Origin of the sequence: Paenibacillus sp. FSL H3-0333, from assembly GCF_038002805.1 — a bacterium.
Classification (GTDB): domain Bacteria; phylum Bacillota; class Bacilli; order Paenibacillales; family Paenibacillaceae; genus Paenibacillus_AQ; species Paenibacillus_AQ silagei.
In genome coordinates, this window is the sequence record NZ_JBBODG010000001.1 from 4,129,707 (window position 1) to 4,145,570 (window position 15,864).

The 15,864-nt window shown below is 52.7% G+C and carries 14 protein-coding genes; 12 read left to right on the forward strand and 2 right to left on the reverse strand.

What is annotated here, in order from left to right; translation table 11 throughout:
- Nucleotides 1-104 precede the first annotated feature (104 nt).
- Entirely contained in the window at nucleotides 105-641 is a 537-nt protein-coding gene (locus MHH78_RS18720) for an RNA polymerase sigma factor (RefSeq protein ID WP_341168384.1), read from the forward strand.
- Nucleotides 638-2,014 (forward strand): DUF4179 domain-containing protein, encoded by a 1,377-nt coding sequence (locus MHH78_RS18725; protein ID WP_341168385.1) that lies wholly within the window; start codon nucleotides 638-640, stop codon nucleotides 2,012-2,014. The genes MHH78_RS18720 and MHH78_RS18725 overlap by 4 nt, the downstream gene beginning before the upstream one ends.
- Nucleotides 2,015-2,542: 528 nt before the next feature.
- On the opposite strand, the gene MHH78_RS18730 is transcribed toward MHH78_RS18725, so the two are convergent.
- Entirely contained in the window at nucleotides 2,543-3,817 is a 1,275-nt protein-coding gene (locus MHH78_RS18730) for an APC family permease (RefSeq protein WP_341168386.1), read from the reverse strand.
- A gap of 120 nt (nucleotides 3,818-3,937) precedes the next feature.
- Between MHH78_RS18730 and MHH78_RS18735 the strand changes: the two genes are divergently transcribed.
- Both MHH78_RS18735 and MHH78_RS18740 read left to right on the forward strand, forming a co-directional pair.
- Nucleotides 3,938-4,849 carry a LysR family transcriptional regulator gene (locus tag MHH78_RS18735; protein ID WP_076079283.1) on the forward strand — a complete coding sequence of 304 codons (912 nt, stop codon included), beginning with the start codon at nucleotides 3,938-3,940 and terminating at the stop codon, nucleotides 4,847-4,849.
- A 36-nt stretch (nucleotides 4,850-4,885) separates the two neighbouring features.
- The gene (locus MHH78_RS18740) at nucleotides 4,886-5,815 is read left to right on the forward strand and encodes a tyrosine-type recombinase/integrase (RefSeq protein ID WP_341168387.1); all 930 of its coding nucleotides are present in this window, start codon (nucleotides 4,886-4,888) and stop codon (nucleotides 5,813-5,815) included.
- Nucleotides 5,816-6,082: 267 nt separating this feature from the next.
- Here the strand turns inward: MHH78_RS18740 and MHH78_RS18745 are convergent, their stop codons facing one another.
- Nucleotides 6,083-7,006 carry an L-lactate dehydrogenase gene (locus MHH78_RS18745; protein WP_036726543.1) on the reverse strand — a complete coding sequence of 308 codons (924 nt, stop codon included), beginning with the start codon at nucleotides 7,004-7,006 and terminating at the stop codon, nucleotides 6,083-6,085.
- Nucleotides 7,007-7,205: 199 nt separating this feature from the next.
- On the opposite strand from MHH78_RS18745, the gene MHH78_RS18750 reads away from it, so the two are divergent.
- The 8 genes from MHH78_RS18750 (at nucleotide 7,206) to MHH78_RS18785 (ending at nucleotide 15,842) form a co-directional block, all read left to right on the forward strand.
- Nucleotides 7,206-8,591 (forward strand): APC family permease, encoded by a 1,386-nt coding sequence (locus MHH78_RS18750; RefSeq protein WP_341168388.1) that lies wholly within the window; start codon nucleotides 7,206-7,208, stop codon nucleotides 8,589-8,591.
- An 85-nt stretch (nucleotides 8,592-8,676) separates the two neighbouring features.
- Nucleotides 8,677-9,924, forward strand: coding sequence for a WD40/YVTN/BNR-like repeat-containing protein (locus tag MHH78_RS18755; protein ID WP_341168389.1), 1,248 nt, complete (start codon nucleotides 8,677-8,679; stop codon nucleotides 9,922-9,924).
- Between the two features lie 228 nt (nucleotides 9,925-10,152).
- Nucleotides 10,153-10,329, forward strand: coding sequence for a hypothetical protein (locus MHH78_RS18760; RefSeq protein WP_179090460.1), 177 nt, complete (start codon nucleotides 10,153-10,155; stop codon nucleotides 10,327-10,329).
- Nucleotides 10,330-10,501: 172 nt separating this feature from the next.
- Entirely contained in the window at nucleotides 10,502-10,900 is a 399-nt protein-coding gene (locus tag MHH78_RS18765; RefSeq protein ID WP_076079279.1) for a DUF2500 domain-containing protein, read from the forward strand.
- Nucleotides 10,901-11,138: 238 nt separating this feature from the next.
- On the forward strand, nucleotides 11,139-11,561 hold the full coding sequence (locus MHH78_RS18770) for a cell wall hydrolase (RefSeq protein ID WP_036726550.1): 423 nt from the start codon (nucleotides 11,139-11,141) through the stop codon (nucleotides 11,559-11,561).
- Between the two features lie 174 nt (nucleotides 11,562-11,735).
- Nucleotides 11,736-12,128, forward strand: coding sequence for a spore coat protein GerQ (gene gerQ / locus MHH78_RS18775; RefSeq protein ID WP_341170343.1), 393 nt, complete (start codon nucleotides 11,736-11,738; stop codon nucleotides 12,126-12,128).
- A 316-nt stretch (nucleotides 12,129-12,444) separates the two neighbouring features.
- Nucleotides 12,445-13,761 carry a hemolysin family protein gene (locus MHH78_RS18780; RefSeq protein WP_341168390.1) on the forward strand — a complete coding sequence of 439 codons (1,317 nt, stop codon included), beginning with the start codon at nucleotides 12,445-12,447 and terminating at the stop codon, nucleotides 13,759-13,761.
- A gap of 161 nt (nucleotides 13,762-13,922) precedes the next feature.
- Nucleotides 13,923-15,842, forward strand: a complete 1,920-nt coding sequence (locus tag MHH78_RS18785) for a sensor histidine kinase (protein WP_341168391.1) — start codon at nucleotides 13,923-13,925, stop codon at nucleotides 15,840-15,842.
- The last annotated feature ends 22 nt before the right edge of the window (nucleotides 15,843-15,864 follow it).

A 15,864-nucleotide genomic window follows, 5' to 3' on the forward strand; every position in this document is an offset into this window, starting at 1 on the left:
CAAGCTCTCCTCATCCATAACCGCCTGACAAGTTTCTGAAACGTAAATCGAACGGATGGCCCGGTTCAAAGCGTATATCCAGTAAGAAAGGGAGGGAAGCGAGCGTGAAGGATTATCCCATCACAGAACAGCAGGCCAAGGATATGTTTGAAGCACACTCTGCTTATATTTATGGCATTGCGCTTATGATGACCAAGCAGCGGGTGCTGGCCGATGATATTACCCAGGAGACTTTTCTGCGTGCCTTTGCAAAATATCATTTGTACGATCCCTCCAGGCCGCTTCGGCCTTGGCTGTACCGGATTGCCGTCAATACGTCCCGTAATCTGTTACGCAGGAAGACCTGGATACAACTCCTGGCAGGCGTCACTATAGAGGGAAAAGAGCACTCCGCCGAGAGCTTTGCCCTGCATAGTGAGAATCAGCTGGAATTATGGCAGGCGGTCAGCCGTCTGTCCGCGAAGCTGCGCGAAGTAATCACCCTGCACTATTATGCGGGATTATCGCTGCCAGAGACCGCAGAGGTATTGAGCATTCCGCTGGGAACCTGCAAATCCAGGCTTCATGCGGCACTGCGCAAGCTGAGAGAATGCGGCGAGCTTGACCCCGGTGTGCTGATGATGAAGGAGGGACTTAAATGACGACAGCTAAGGACAGGCTGGATGTTGAATCCGGAGCAGTAACCGCACAATTACAAAAGGAAGCTGAACACATGATACACAGTATGCCTTCTTCTGTTGATTTTGATGAATTGTGGCAGCTACATACTGGAGGAGTAGGGAAAGCCCCAAGAGACAGACACCGGTTATCATCGTACAGGAAGTGGGTCATCGGCGCCACAGCTGCACTGGCTGTTACAGTCGGATCCATTACCGGGATCGGATTCATCTCGCCCCAGGTTGCAGAGGCGCTGCGCGTCATTCCGTTCTTCGATTATTTGTATGCTAAAGGTGGGGATCGAGAGGGATTGAAGTCCATTGAAGAGAAGCATCTAAGCAGTCCGACAGGTGCGGTCATTGCAGATCAAGGAATAACCTTCCATCTGGTAGAGGAATATTACGATGGTATATCATTGGTGCTAAATTATGAGGTAACCTATCCGTCAACGTCAGAGCCTATTACCGGCAAAGAAGCGGCAGTCTTCTATAAGCTTAATTTTGTAGGGCATCATCCACAAACGATATCAACCCATGACTTCACAATTACAGGAGACCATACCTTCGTAGGTACAACCCGTCTAAGCTTCGGGGATAAGGATCTGCCTGATCAGCTAAGATTAAATATGAGTATCGACTGCATAGGGACGACGAGGGGGAACTGGGATTTATCTGTCCTGCTAGATAGGGCTAAGAGTAACGCGCTGAGCACTACCGTCTATCCCAAAAATCTGGATTTCATATACGATAAATCACTTTACACTGTAGACAAGCTGACCCTGGGTCCTGTAACTTCGCAAGTTATTGTGATGAACAGGTATCCTGATACATGGCTTAATGTAATGCTCGAAGATGATATTGGAACCTTATATATGAATCAAGGTGGAGATGGGGCGACTGCTGATTACTATTATTTCAATTTCTCGCCGCTGACCGAGCTGAACCCCAAGCCGGAATATATGACACTGATCGTCTCTGGGAGACTAGGGAATTCGCAAATTAAATTACATGAAGATCGCCAGAGTCTGAATGGATCATATCCTCTAACTTTGAGAGGAATTCAGGGAGGAACGGTTACAGTTACGGCTGTTGATTATGAGGAGAAGCAGACGGTTGTATACTATGAGGCCAGTCAGGTGATGAGCCAGTTAACCGAGCTAACCTTACGGCAAGGACAAAATCAGCCAATCACACAAACAGGACAGCCGGTGCGGATTAGCCGGGATAAACTGGCATTTAAGCTGGTTTTCCCGCCCGTACAGCCCTCCGATAAGCTTGAGATTATGGCCCGGTACTTCTCATATCCAGAGGATATACAACAATTCCGTCTGGGGATTCCGGTTCAGTGGACCAAATAGCTGCTGAAATTCAACGCTTATAAAAGAAAGGCCGCGCCGTCCTGTTATGGATGGCGTGGCCTGTTTGCGGTTGTAGAAGAATTTTACGAACACATTGGGCAGTGCGGAGGCGTGCAGGCCAAATGTAGGCGAAAAACCGAACACATTGGGTAGTGCGGAGGCGGGCAGGCCAAATATAGGCGAAAAACCGAACACAATATGCAAGCTTCCAGGTACAAGGGCTGGAAGCACAGACCACAGGTGACTTTGTTTAATGCACTTAAGAAATTAACGAAAAGCAAAAAGAAGTGGAGGGGAAATTTGGAACTGGAGGAGCGATAGCGTCCTCCTGAAAGCTTTCCGCAGGAAAGCTCGCATCGTAAGCATAAGCTTGGTTTGGATTTCTACCGCGAGGAGCGGTTATAATCAGGAAATCCAAATACAACAGTGGCCGGAGGGCCAAATGTTCACCGCAGCGACGACCAAGCCTCGAGTGCGATCCCCTTATGTGAATTCTTATGAAGGAGTAATGTAGCACTAAAGTCCCCCTCACCGCTTCCCCACACGCCTTGCCCCGGATCTCCAATAATCCACTCCGGCAAACAACACTGTAATCAGCAGCGGGTAGAGAATTGCCCAGCCTGTGAACGGGAACACGGCCAGTGTGGCGGCAAAAGAAATCCAACTGATCGTTACGCCTGCACGGCTGCCGCGCAGAAGGCGGATTCCGGCGGCACAACCCCCAATATAGGTAAGAATGAAGGTAGCGTTGGGGAAGGTGATCAGTGTGGTTATCGAGAGCGCCCCGCTGCCGTAGAGCGATAATATCAAGGTGAAGCAGAGCGCCAGGAAGCCGATGGCCCCCACAGGCGTCTGATAACGATTGGATACAAGGCCCATCCAGCCCGGAGCATAACCTTGCCGGGACAAGGCATAAGCCACGCGTGAAGCCGCACCTGCATAGGCAATGATCGTCGCCGTGCAGATGAAGAGACCGGTGAGTCCGGCGATGAAGCCGCCCCATGCCCCCAGCGGCTGGCTGATGATCCATAGCAGGGAGCTATCTGCCCCGCCGTGCAGATAGCTCTGCGTACCTACGGTAGCAAGTGCCGAGAGGAAATACAGGACACCAACAATGATGGCCGCGATGGTCACACCCTTAACCGCAGCCCGTTCAGGTTCCTTGAACTCTTCCGACAGATGCGAGACGGCTTCCCAGCCGATGAAGCACCAGAAGAGGATTGCTGCCGCCTGCCCGACACTCATCCAGCCATGCGGCGCAAACGGAGTGAAGTGAGCACGCTCCATCCTTGGAAGCGCAGCGGCAAAAGAGAAGACCAGTACGGCAACAATAGCGATCACCACAGCAATTTGCACTTTACCGGCGACCTGCATGCCGATCCAGTTCGTTAGGAGTCCAATGACCAGCATCCCGGCGGCAAGGGCGATTCTGGCCGGATCGCCCCAGCCCATCGCTGCGGTCATGTATCCTGCACCGGTCAATGCGGCGACTGGCGCACCGATCGGAACAGACAGCAGGAAGAACCAGCCGACAAGGGCCCCAGCCTTCGGCCCGAAGGCTAGAGTAACGAAGTGGGAGACGCCCCCGGCGTTAGGGAACTTGGCAGAGAGCAGGCCCATGGATAAGGCAAGCGGAAGAATGAGCAGGGTCATGAAGCCCCAGGCCAGCAGCGAAGCCGGGCCAGCCATCTCGGCTGCCAGTCCGGGGACAATTAATACCCCCGAACCGAGGACAGCCCCGATGTATAAGGCAACGGCCTGAGGCATGCCGATAGTACGTTGTAACGAGATGTGTTTCTTCATATGTATAATCCCGCTTTCCTTGTATTTAGTTCTAGAGTATCAGATAATAGATCCATTGGAAAAACGGAATTATCAAATAACATCCATTCAAAAAACCGATGGATCAAAGGAAGGTCTGCTATGGAATCGAAGCATCTGTTCACCTTTCTCGTTGTGGTAGAGACGGGCAGCTTCACCCGCGCTGCGCAGAAGCTGGATTATGCCCAGTCCAGCATTACCGCACAGATTCAGGCTCTGGAAGCAGAGCTGGGGCAGCCCCTGTTCGACCGGATCAGCAAAAAGATTATGCTTACCGATGCAGGCCGCCGCCTGCTGCCGTATGCCCAGGAAATCTCCAAGATGCACACGATGGCTGAGAATGCCCTCCGGTCTGAGACCGAAATCGCCGGTTCACTGCGGATTGGCGCACCGGAATCCCTGGCGGCTTTCCGGCTTCCCGGAATAATCAAGGATTTCCGCAGCCGTTATCCGCAGGTGCAGATTACCCTTAAGCCGGGGGCCTGCTGGGAGCTGACCGAGTTCATCCGCTCCGGGGAGCTGGATCTGGCCTTCCTGCTGCAGCCGGAAACAGAGTATAAGGATATGCACTGTGAGACGCTGATCCATGAAGCCATGGCTCTGGTGGCTCCGCTGGATCACCCGCTGCTGGAGCTTGCTGAAGTGGAGCCGCATCAGCTGAAGAACGTAACGATTCTGCATACCGAAGCGGGCTGCACCTACCGCACCTTGTTTGAACGTCATTTGAACAGCCACGGTGTCTTTCCTGATCCGAATCTGGAGTTCTGGAGCATTGAAGCGATCAAGCAGTGCGTGATGGCCGGACTCGGTCTCTCTTTTCTGCCGCAGATTACGGTGAAGCGCGAGCTGGCGGAAGGCAAGCTGGGCCGGCTGAACTGGAATGACCAGTCGCAGCGGGTGGCCACCCAGATCGCTTACCATAACAAGAAATGGAAGTCTCCTGCGCTCAGCGAATTCCTCAGAATGGTAGAGAAGCATGCTGCCGGATGGAGGGAAGCTACTGCGGAGGAATGATATAATAGTTGTACTTAAGAGGGAGGGGGACAGATCATGAATGAGCTGGAACGAACATACGAAGAAGAGCTGGAGGCCTTCCTGATCTGGATGAAGGATGCCGGTTATACAGCACATACCCAGAAATCCTACCTTGCGGATGTGCGGGAATTCCTGGACCATCTGAACGGCAAGGAGCTGGGAACGGTTAAGAAGCTGCATGTGGTGTCCTATCTGACCTCGGTCCGTGAGCGGGGAGTCAGCGATGCCACCCGTAACCGCAAGCATGCCTCGGTTAACTGTCTGTTCAAGGCACTGTCCGAGCTGGAGCTGTTATCTATTAACCCGGCGGCAGGGATCAAGAAATCCAAAACTGACAAAAACCGTGAGCCGGTCTATCTGGAGGAGCAAGAGCTGGAGCGGTTCCTCTCGGCGGTGGACGGCAAGTATAGAAGCCGCAATCTGGCGGTCTTCCTGCTTATGTCCTATATGGGGCTGCGGGTAGGGGAAGTACATACGCTGAATCTGAGTGATTATAATGTAGACCGGCGTACGCTGCGGGTCTTCGGCAAAGGGCGCAAATGGCGGGGCATACCGGTTCCCGAGGATGTAGCCCCGTATCTCGATCAGGCGATTACGGACCGGCTGGTTCCTTGGCGCAGCAAAGAAGAGGCCATGTTCATCTCGCAGAAGGGTCGCAGACTGTCGATCCGGGGAATTCAGGGCATTGCTGCGGATACCTTCAGCCGCTTCCAGAGTGAGCTGCCCTCTTCCCAGCAGCGTGCCTATTCGAGCCATAAGCTGCGGCATTCGTTCGCCACTATGCTGCTGCGCAAGGGCGCGGATCTGCGGACGGTGCAGGAGCTGCTGGGTCACTCTTCCATTCAGACAACTACAGTCTATACCCATATCACGAGCCGGGAGAAGGAAGAGGCGATGTCCCGACTGCAAATCAGCAGTGCTGATAAGCTGAGCGGCAGCCTGTAATCGGCCTGTCTAGTATTCATATCAATTGAACTATGAACTTTTGTTCATACCCTAACGCATAAATTACATGGAATGTGCTTTTTTAGGATGACAACTTGTCTATGAATTGCTACCATGAGAAAGGGAAAAATGGAGATGAGAAATCAACCGCAACATTCGCTTTAGCCGCTTAACGCGTCTTCGCGGCTTGTAAATGCTTGGATGCTTAGATTTCAAAAAAAGGCCGCCAATCCCTGCGGATTGGCGGCCGGCTCGTTCCGGCTGGAATTATAGCTCCAGCTTGGTAATTTCACTCTTGAGCTTGTCAGCGGACTGCTGGAATAAGCTCTGTTCTTCTTCGCTGAGCGGAAGATCAAGCACCTCACGCACACCGGAGCGGTCCACAACACACGGAGCGCCGAGGAACACATCGGAGACGCCGTTGTAGTTGTTCAGTAGTGTAGATACATTCAGAACGGAGCCTTCATTGTTCAGGATGGACGCTACAATGCGGTCCAGTGCAAGCGCGATGGCGTAGGAGGTCGATCCCTTGGCATCGATAATCTCGTAAGCGGCATTCTTCGTATCCTCGAAGATTTCTTTGCGTTCGGCTTCATCGAAGCCCAGATCAATCCCGGCGACATTGGCGAGACTCCAGACCGGCAGCTCGGAATCGCCATGCTCCCCGATGATCTGTCCATGGATGCTGCGCGGGTCAATCTCCTTGTGTTTCCCGATCAGGTAACGGAAGCGGGCGCTGTCCAGTACCGTTCCTGAGCCGATAACCCGTCTGCGGTCGAAGCCGCTGATCTTCAGGGTGGCGTACGCCAGGATATCGACCGGATTGGTCGCAATCAGCAGGATCGCGTGCTGGTTGTATTTCGTGATTTTCTGGATGATATCTTTGAAGATCGAGATGTTCTTGCGGAGCAGGTCGATCCGGGTTTCACCAGGCTTCTGGGAGGCTCCGGCAGTGACGATAATAATGTCGGCTTCGCGGCAATCCTCATAGGTACCGGCCCAAAGCTTCACGCCTCCTACAAAAGGCATACCATGGTTCATATCCAGCGCTTCACCAAGCGCCTTCTGGTGGTTCACATCGATCAGTACAAGCTCGGGCATGCGCTTACGCAGCAGCAGCGTATAGGCTGTAGTGGTTCCGACTGCACCGGTACCGATGACTACAACACGATTGGGCTTAAATGGGGCCATGTTAAATCTCCTCCAGCATTTGTATTTTGGTAGTATAAGGAAGGCAGAGCCATTCCACTTGCTGTCCAATCTTATCCATCATAATCGCTAGGAATAGTGTTTTCAAGCTATCCGTTTTTCATCCATTACCCGAAATAGGGTAAGCTAACAACGATTTTTCTGTTATCCACTCAACCACTTGACAGGAGCGAACTGAAGTATGGATTTATTCCGCAAAAAACCGCTGGCCATTCCCCAGAATGCCGGAGCGGAGAAGCTTAGCAAGACACTGGGCGCACTCGATTTGACTATGCTCGGTGTTGGTGCCATAATCGGCACCGGGATCTTTGTAATGACGGGTGTGGCTGCTGCGGAGCATGCCGGACCGGGACTGGTGCTGTCCTTCATCATCGCGGGGATTGCCTGTGTGCTGTCCGCCTTGTGCTACTCCGAATTTGCATCCACCCTGCCTGTATCCGGCAGTGCCTATGCCTACAGCTATGTAGCATTTGGCGAATTGCTCGCCTGGGTTCTCGGCTGGGACCTTGTCCTGGAATACGGGGTTGCCGCAGCAGCGGTAAGCAGCGGGTGGTCCGGATATTTCCAGGGTCTGCTGGAGGGCTTCGGGATACATTTGCCCACAGCTTTGTCTGGAGCGTATAATGCGGATAAGGGAACATTCATCAATCTGCCCGCCGTCATCATTATCCTGCTGATCTCCTATCTGCTGACACGCGGAGTTAAGGAGACTGCCCGCTTCAACGCAGTGATGGTTGCCATTAAGCTCTGTGTGGTGCTGTTGTTTATTATCACAGGCATATTCTATGTGAAGCCCGAGAACTGGACTCCGTTCCTGCCGTTTGGGATTCATGGCGTGATGAATGGCGCGGCCACTGTATTTTTTGCCTATATCGGCTTTGATGCCATCTCGACAGCCGCAGAAGAGGTGAAGCGTCCTCAGCGTGACCTACCGATTGGGATTATCTCATCCCTGGCTATTTGTACGGTCCTCTATATCGCAGTTTCCCTGGTTCTGACTGGCATTGTGCCTTATCATAGCTTGAATGTCAGTGATCCGGTGTCCTTTGCTCTGCGTTTCGTTGGCCAGAATATGATTGCCGGACTGATCTCTATCGGGGCTATTGCAGGGATGACTACCGTACTGCTGGTCATGCTGTTCGGTCAGACCCGGCTGCTGTTCGCCATCTCGCGTGACGGGCTGCTGCCGCAGAGCTTGTCCAAGGTTAGCCCCAAGACGCATACACCGGTGCGCAGCACTTGGATGGTCGGCAGCCTTATTGCAGTACTTACCGGCTTCGTCCCACTGGACCGGCTGGCTAATCTGACCAGTATCGGCACCTTATTTGCCTTCCTGGTTGTGTCTCTCGGGGTCATTATGCTTCGCCGTACGAAGACAGATCTCAGAAGAGGATTCCGCGTTCCCTGGGTTCCTCTGATTCCACTCCTAAGTGCGGCAGCCTGCGGGTACTTAATGTATAATCTGGGTCAGGAGACTTGGATAGGCTTCGCAATCTGGGTTGCAATAGGACTGGTAATCTACGCACTGTACGGATACAAGCGAAGTAATCTGAATACGAAGAAATAATCTTTTAATTACTCATTAATGTAGAAAAGGAGAGAGAGCATTGTCAGCCAAAGCTTCATGTTCCAAGGTTCTAAGAGTGGCGTTGATGCTTCTTATGACTCTGCTGATTCTCTCGGCTTGCTCGTCCGCCCCTCCGCCGGAGGCTACCCGGCCTCCTCAGCCGACTGAAGCGCCGGAAGAAGGGCAGATGATTACAGTCATTACCCCGGATAACAAGAATGTCGAACCCGAAAATGCAAAGAAATATCAGATTCAGACGCGGCTGACCGATTTCCGGCTGCTCAACCCCTCAGCAGGACTAGCCTGGGGGGTAACGCGCAACGAGCTTCGAATGTACATGACGCTGAATAACGGCAAGACCTGGGCGAATATCTCTCCAGCTACGAATGTACAATTTCTAAGCAATCCGGTCTACGGCAAAGAGATTTTTTTCACCGACCCCGAGCATGGCTGGATCATCCGCAGCTCGTTCGGCTCCACCGAGACCGTGGTGCTGCGTACCACAGACGGTGGACACAGCTGGCAGATCTCAGCGTTCCCCGATTCCAACAAGCTGTCCTCCATCTATTTCAGCTCTAGCCGCAGCGGCTGGCTGATGACCAAGTGGGATGCAAGTGCAACCAAAGAGAGCAAAGCCTTGTATGCTACCAAGGATGGCGGAGCCACCTGGAATCTGGTGATGCAGAATGAGCAGTATAATCCGAATCTGCCGACTAGTTCCATACCGCATGCGGGGGTAACGACCGGGATGATCTTTAATGACGAGAGCCGGGGGTTTGTTATGCTGCAGACCGGCGCTCTGCCCAAGATTTATATGACCAGGGACGGAGGAGCGACCTGGGTATCGGGTTCGGAATTCCTGGTCAATGACAGCTTTGCCGGATGTGACCGGGTGGTTACAGGTGTCCCTGAATTCTTCGGAGAACATGCAGCGGGGGGCTGGATGCCGGTCGGCTGTCAGAAGGAAAAGGAAGGCAGCATGACCTTTAACGGCTATTTTACCGCCAATGGGGGAGAGAACTGGAAATTCACCACATTCGGGCGGCCGGCGCTATCCGGCATGAACCGGAATGTGGCCCCCGACTTCCTGAATGCCATGACAGGCTGGTCGCTGGAAGGCAATCTGCTCTATAAGACGGTGAATCAAGGAGTGACCTGGACGGCCCTCCCGGCCAGCACGGTGCTTCAATCCAAGCTCCTGGAGTATCCGGAGGTAGTGAAGCTGCAGTTCATTTCAAGTGACGTCGGCTGGCTGCTGATCTCGAAGGAGGAGGACCGCAAGTCGATCCTGCTTCAGACCACTAACGGCGGCGAGAGCTGGCGTGTAATGTAATACTGTACAAGAGGTTGTCCGTTCTGACGGACAGCCTCTTTTTTCACATTAAATCCGCTTAAAGGCCTCTACAATATAAGGAAAAATCTTATTTAAAATTTTCTTTAAAAATGTGAAAAAAATCACATGACAAACTTTGAATCCTGTGATATATTTAACACATAGAGAACAAGTTACTTTTTTCACAAACTTTCAAACAAACTTCCAACCCGAAGAGGAGAGATTACAATGACAACTTTTGAAACGGATTATATGACTAGAAACCTGATGCAACTGTGCTACAACTGCGATGACGCTCACCTGTGCCAGACTGAAGAACAATGCAAAGCCTGCTGGGCAGAGAACGGCATGATGCCGGAAGAAACGAACGAAACCAGACAACTGTTAGACCTCGTACATGCTTAATCTAACCGCCACTCGGGTATTATAGAAGGCCATTTGAGCTCCCGCAGTACCGGAGCCTGAATGGTCTTTTTGCCGTTTCTACCGGTGCTGTCTTGCAGACAAGAGGCATATACATGTAGAGAAGCCTATAGGGCAGGTGTGCTAACTACTTGGGAATAAGGGGGAAGAGACAATGGGAACGGGGAGTGATCCATCCTGGCTGTTCGATTTTACAGGAACGGTATTGCCGGTCTTTCTCGCTCTGGTCGTGGGGATCATCGCTGTGTCTGCTGGCCGGGGATTGCTTCAGTGGAGCCGGAACAATAATGCCCCCCTGCAGTCCATTCCCGCCCGTATCGTGAGCAAGCGGACCGAAGTGCGCCAGCAGCAGTCCCAGGAGGATAGTCTCTCCAGCCGGACCAGCACCACCTACTATCTGACCTATGAAGCTGAGGATGGGGTGCGCAGGGAATTCAAGGTGGAGGGACAGGAATACGGGATGAGTGCTGAGGGGGATCAAGGCATACTGACGTATCAGGGGACACGGTATCATGGCTTTCAGCGGCGTCCTCACTACTCCACGGCGGAGTAGCTAAGATGGCAATGTATTATAGATGGTGATAGGACCCCCTGGTTCCCGCTGTGGAGCCAGGGGGTTTTTGCGTGTATCCGGCATAGAGATGGAAGAAGAGGAAGCAGGAAATTGGGCGCAGACTGTCACCTCCTGGGCGAATACACATACAATACAGCGAGCAGCAAAAGAACAACGGAGAATCACATAGTTTGCATAGCTTCACCCGTCCATGAAATGAATGTAAGGAGGAGAACGCGTGGCTGTCATCAAAACAAACTCGGAGGACGTTAGAGTGCTTGCACGGCTGATGCGGGCAGAGGCTGAAGAGGATGGGGAGTCAGGCATGCTGATGGTCGGCAATGTCGGCGTGAACCGGATTCTTGGAAATTGTCTGGATTTCAACAACATCCGCAGTGTGAACGACATGGTGTACCAGAGCCCCGGCGGCTTCGAAGCCCCGCAGAAGGGATACTTCTATCAACGGGCGCGGGAAGCCGATATCCGGCTGGCGAAACGTGCGATTGCCGGGGAGCGAACCTGGCCGGCCTCGAATGCGCTCTGGTTCTTCCGCCCTGTCGGCGACTGTCCGGCGACCTGGTACAATCAGCAGAATACCGGACGCTACAAGGCTCACTGCTTCTTCACTCCGACACAGGGAGATTGTCCGGCAGTATACTAGGCAAGACAAGGCAGTTATTACACTTTAGGAGGTAATCCGTACATGATCGTTCAACCGTACCGCCCAGTTCCTTATATGATGGGCAGCAATCCAGCAGGCAGTATGAACAATATGAACAATATGAATAATATGGAGAACATGAATAACATGAACAACATGGGGCACATCGGGAATATGGGGAAAATGGGAAACATGGGGAATATGGGAAACATGGTCGGCATGCCGCCCCAGGTCAGCAGCGGCAGTCCCATGTTGCCTGGCGGCACGGTGGTCTCAACAGCCGCACCTGTGTTTGAACAGTCCTACGTGGAGAACATTTTCCGCCTGAACCTGGGCAAGGTAGGCACCTTCTATTTCACGTATGAGAACAACAAAGACTGGAATGCCAAGGTCTATACAGGGGTGCTGGAAGCTGCGGGCCGTGACCACCTGATTATCAGCGACCGGGCTACCGGCCAGCGGGTAGTGCTGCTGATGGTTAACTTTGATTACGCTACTTTCGAAGAGCCGCTTGTCTATCAATATCCGGGCGTTGTCGGGAATCCGCTTGGAGTGCGCAACTGCTAATCCGCTTTTTTCGGCCATTTATCCATAGAATCATCCAAAAACGGCTGTCCGCCTTGGTTTGAGGCGGTCAGCCGTTACTTATGCTCCCGTACGTACATATGCTGTATTTTTCGAGGGGACACGCATGCTTGCTGTTTCACCTAATATATTTATATAATGAAAGTATTATTTATAATCCGTGATTTTGTATAGGAGATGAGGGCATTGGGGAATTGATACGCAAGGGTTCTTTTAGCGTAATCGAGTCTGACATTTTGAGCAAACGAAGGAGGTGGGCCTATCCAGCCGTACAGATTACGGTGGATAGGAGTATAAATTGAGCGACCCTTTACCCGGTATATTACATGTAGGACTTATTATTTTGCTTGTGCTGCTTAACGGTTTTTTCGTTTCGGTGGAGTACGCGATGGTGAAGGTGCGCAGCGGGCGCATTGAATCGCTGATTGAGGAAGGCAGCAAGAGAGCGCTGGCCGCAAGGAGCATCGTCCATAATCTGGATGGCTTCCTGTCGGCCTGCCAGCTTGGGGTAACCCTTGCTTCACTTGCACTGGGCTGGCTCGGAGAACCGGCCGTGGCCACGATTGTGGGGCCGCTGGTCAGGGGTCTGGGCTTTGATGATACTACTGTATTTGTCATCTCCCTGATTATTGCCTTCATGTTCATCACGGTTCTCCATATCGTACTCGGCGAGCTTGCACCGAAGACCATTGCTGTGAATAAGGCTGAGGCGGTGCTTCTGTTAACTGCGGGACCGATGAACGTTTTCTACCGGATCATGTTTCCATTCATCTGGGTGGTTAACGGGCTGGCCCGGGGACTGCTGCGGATCTTCCGTCTGACACCGGCTTCCGAGCTGGCTACTGCGCATACGGAGGAAGAAATCCGCATCCTGATGCAGGAGAGTAACAAAAGCGGCCTCATCGACAACACAGAAATGACATTGGTGGATAATATTTTTGGATTTGCCGACACCATGGCCCGGGAGATTATGATTCCGCGTACCGAGATGATCTGTCTGAACACGCATCTGGAGACGGAGGAGAATCTGGAGATTGCCTTCGATGGCATGAGAACCCGGTATCCGGTCTGTGACGGAGACAAGGACCATATTCTTGGCTTCATTCATATTAAGGATATGATCCGGGAGAAGGCGCCGAGCTATAATGAATTGATCCGTCCGATTTTGACGGTACCGGAATCGATTCAGATCAGCAGCCTCCTGAAGGTCATGCAGCGTGCCAAGACCCAGATCGCCATTCTTATTGATGAGTACGGCGGTACCTCGGGGATGGTTACACTGGAGGATATTATGGAAGAGATTGTCGGTGAGATTCAGGATGAGTTCGACGAGGAGCGGCCCGGCATTGAGCAGCTGGGAGAGGATGAGTTCTCCGTTGACGGACTGATGCTGATTGAAGAGATTAACGACAAGCTCGGAATCCATATGGAGACTGATGATTATGATACGATCGGCGGCTGGCTGTATTCCAAGCTGGAGGTCAATCCGCCGCAAAAGGGCCAGTCCTTTGAGTTCGACAATCATTTATTCGTGGTCGAAGAAACCGATAATAAGCGGATTTCCCGGATCAAGCTGCTGAAGCTGCAGTTATTGACGGAAGAAGCCGGAGCATAAGCTGCTGCATACAATATAAGCATGGCGCTACTACAGCGCTGTGCTTTTTTGTCATTATAAGGACGAATGGTTCTGACCTGTCTCCGATTCGGCCGGATTTAAGGCGGGTAAGGAAGTGTAAATACATGTAATCTATCCGATTCAAGAAAGGGGCGGGAGCGTTGGAACATCCTCACAACAATTACAATGATCTGCTTGTCCTCTTGTCGGTTGCGATAGCCTTTCTCTCCTGCTTCACGGCGCTCGATCTGACGGAACGTCTGCTTCGCGGCCAGCGGAGCTCCCGGTTCATCCTGCTCATCTCCCTGGTGCTTGGCACAGGCCTGTGGAGCATGCATTTCATCGGGATGCGCGCAATGGATATGGCCGTTCCGGTATCATATAATCTGCCGTTACTGGCGTTCTCTCTAGTGATTCCCGTGGCAGCTTCATATATGCTGTTAGCTATGCTGAATAACCCGCACACCCGCAGCAGGGTCTATCGGGCTCTGGGCGGCCTGTTGTTCAGCAGCGGCATCCTGATTATGCATTTCAGCGGCATTCTGTCCATGAGACTTACGGCAACGTATGAGCAAGGCGCCTTTTCTATTATTCTGGCGGTATTGTTCGCCCTGATCGTTCCGGTGGTCACCGCTTCCTACGATCCGAAGTGGCTGGAGCAGGCCTACAATATGTTCAGCTTCAAAAAGCTGCTGCTTGTCCTGACCCTGACCGGCGCGTTCACAGGCATCCATTACGCTGCCATGGCGGGCGCTTCATTCCCTCTAGGAGAACCGTCCAGTGCAGCCGCGCACGTGCTCTATTTGCAGGATTCGATACTGGGAATGATCCTCTGTGGCTCCTTCCTGTTCATTGTGTCGATCGTCCTTGCTCTGTTGTACAGGGACCGGCAGCGGGTACTCCAGTCAGCCGCCTTCAATGAGCAGCGGTATACTGCGCTGTTCGAGCATAACCCTGATATGGTGATCTGCATTGATCCTGCCCGTAAGAAGATAATCAGTGCTAATCCTGCTCTGCGGGACATTACCGGATATAGCAGCGAAGAACTGGGGAATTATAAGGCGATACTATACAGCGAACGGGATGAAGCGGCCGTACGGGAGGCCATAACGCGCGCTTCACGGGGGCAGTCCTCCAAGCTGGAGCTGAAGGTACGGAGCAAAGGCGGGGAGCAGCTGATCTGTAGTGTCACCGTCTTTCCTTTGCTGCATCATACGGAGCAGTGGGTCTATATTGTGGCCGAGGATGTGACTGCCCTGATGAAGTATCAGTATGAGCTGCTGGAGGCCAGGGATGCCGCGGAGAGTGCGGTGACGATGAAAAGCGAGTTCCTCGCCACCATGAGCCATGAGATCCGCACGCCGCTGAACGGCATTATCGGCGTCAACCAGCTGCTGGCCGAGGAGATCAGCAATCCTGAGCATCTGGAGCTCCTACGGCTTCAGAGTACAAGCAGCCATGCTCTGCTGCATGTGATGAGCGATATTCTCGATATCTCCCGGCTGGAGGCGGATGCCCTCTCGCTGAACAAGGATTCTTTCGGGCTAAAGGCGCTGCTCCAGGGCTGTATGGACTTGTTCATGGTGAGCACACAAGACAAGCCGTTATCTCTGGAGCTGGAGATCGAAGAAGGGCTTCCGGACAAGTTCACCGGGGACCCTGCGCGTATCCGCCAGATTCTGATCAACCTGATCGGCAATGCGGTGAAATTCACGCCATCCGGCACGGTAACAGTTAAGGTGGAGTCCTATGGCGTCAGGGAGACCGCTCAGGCGCTGCAATTCATGGTGCGCGACACCGGCATTGGCATCTCACCGGATAAGCTGCAGCTGCTCTTCCAGTCCTTCTCGCAGGTGGACGGGTCGCATACCCGCAAGTACCCCGGCACGGGTCTGGGCCTTGCGATCTGCAAGAAGCTTGTAGACCTGATGCAAGGAGAGATCTGGGCAGAGCCGGCAGAAGGGGGCGGCACACAATTCTTCTTCAGAATTAAGCTGCAGTCGCAAGAGGATTCCCCGGAGGTATTTTTCGGCAAGGATACAGGGGAGGGGGAGTCAGCGGAGGAGAATGAAGCCGTATAAGACAGCGATTGCCAACAAGAGA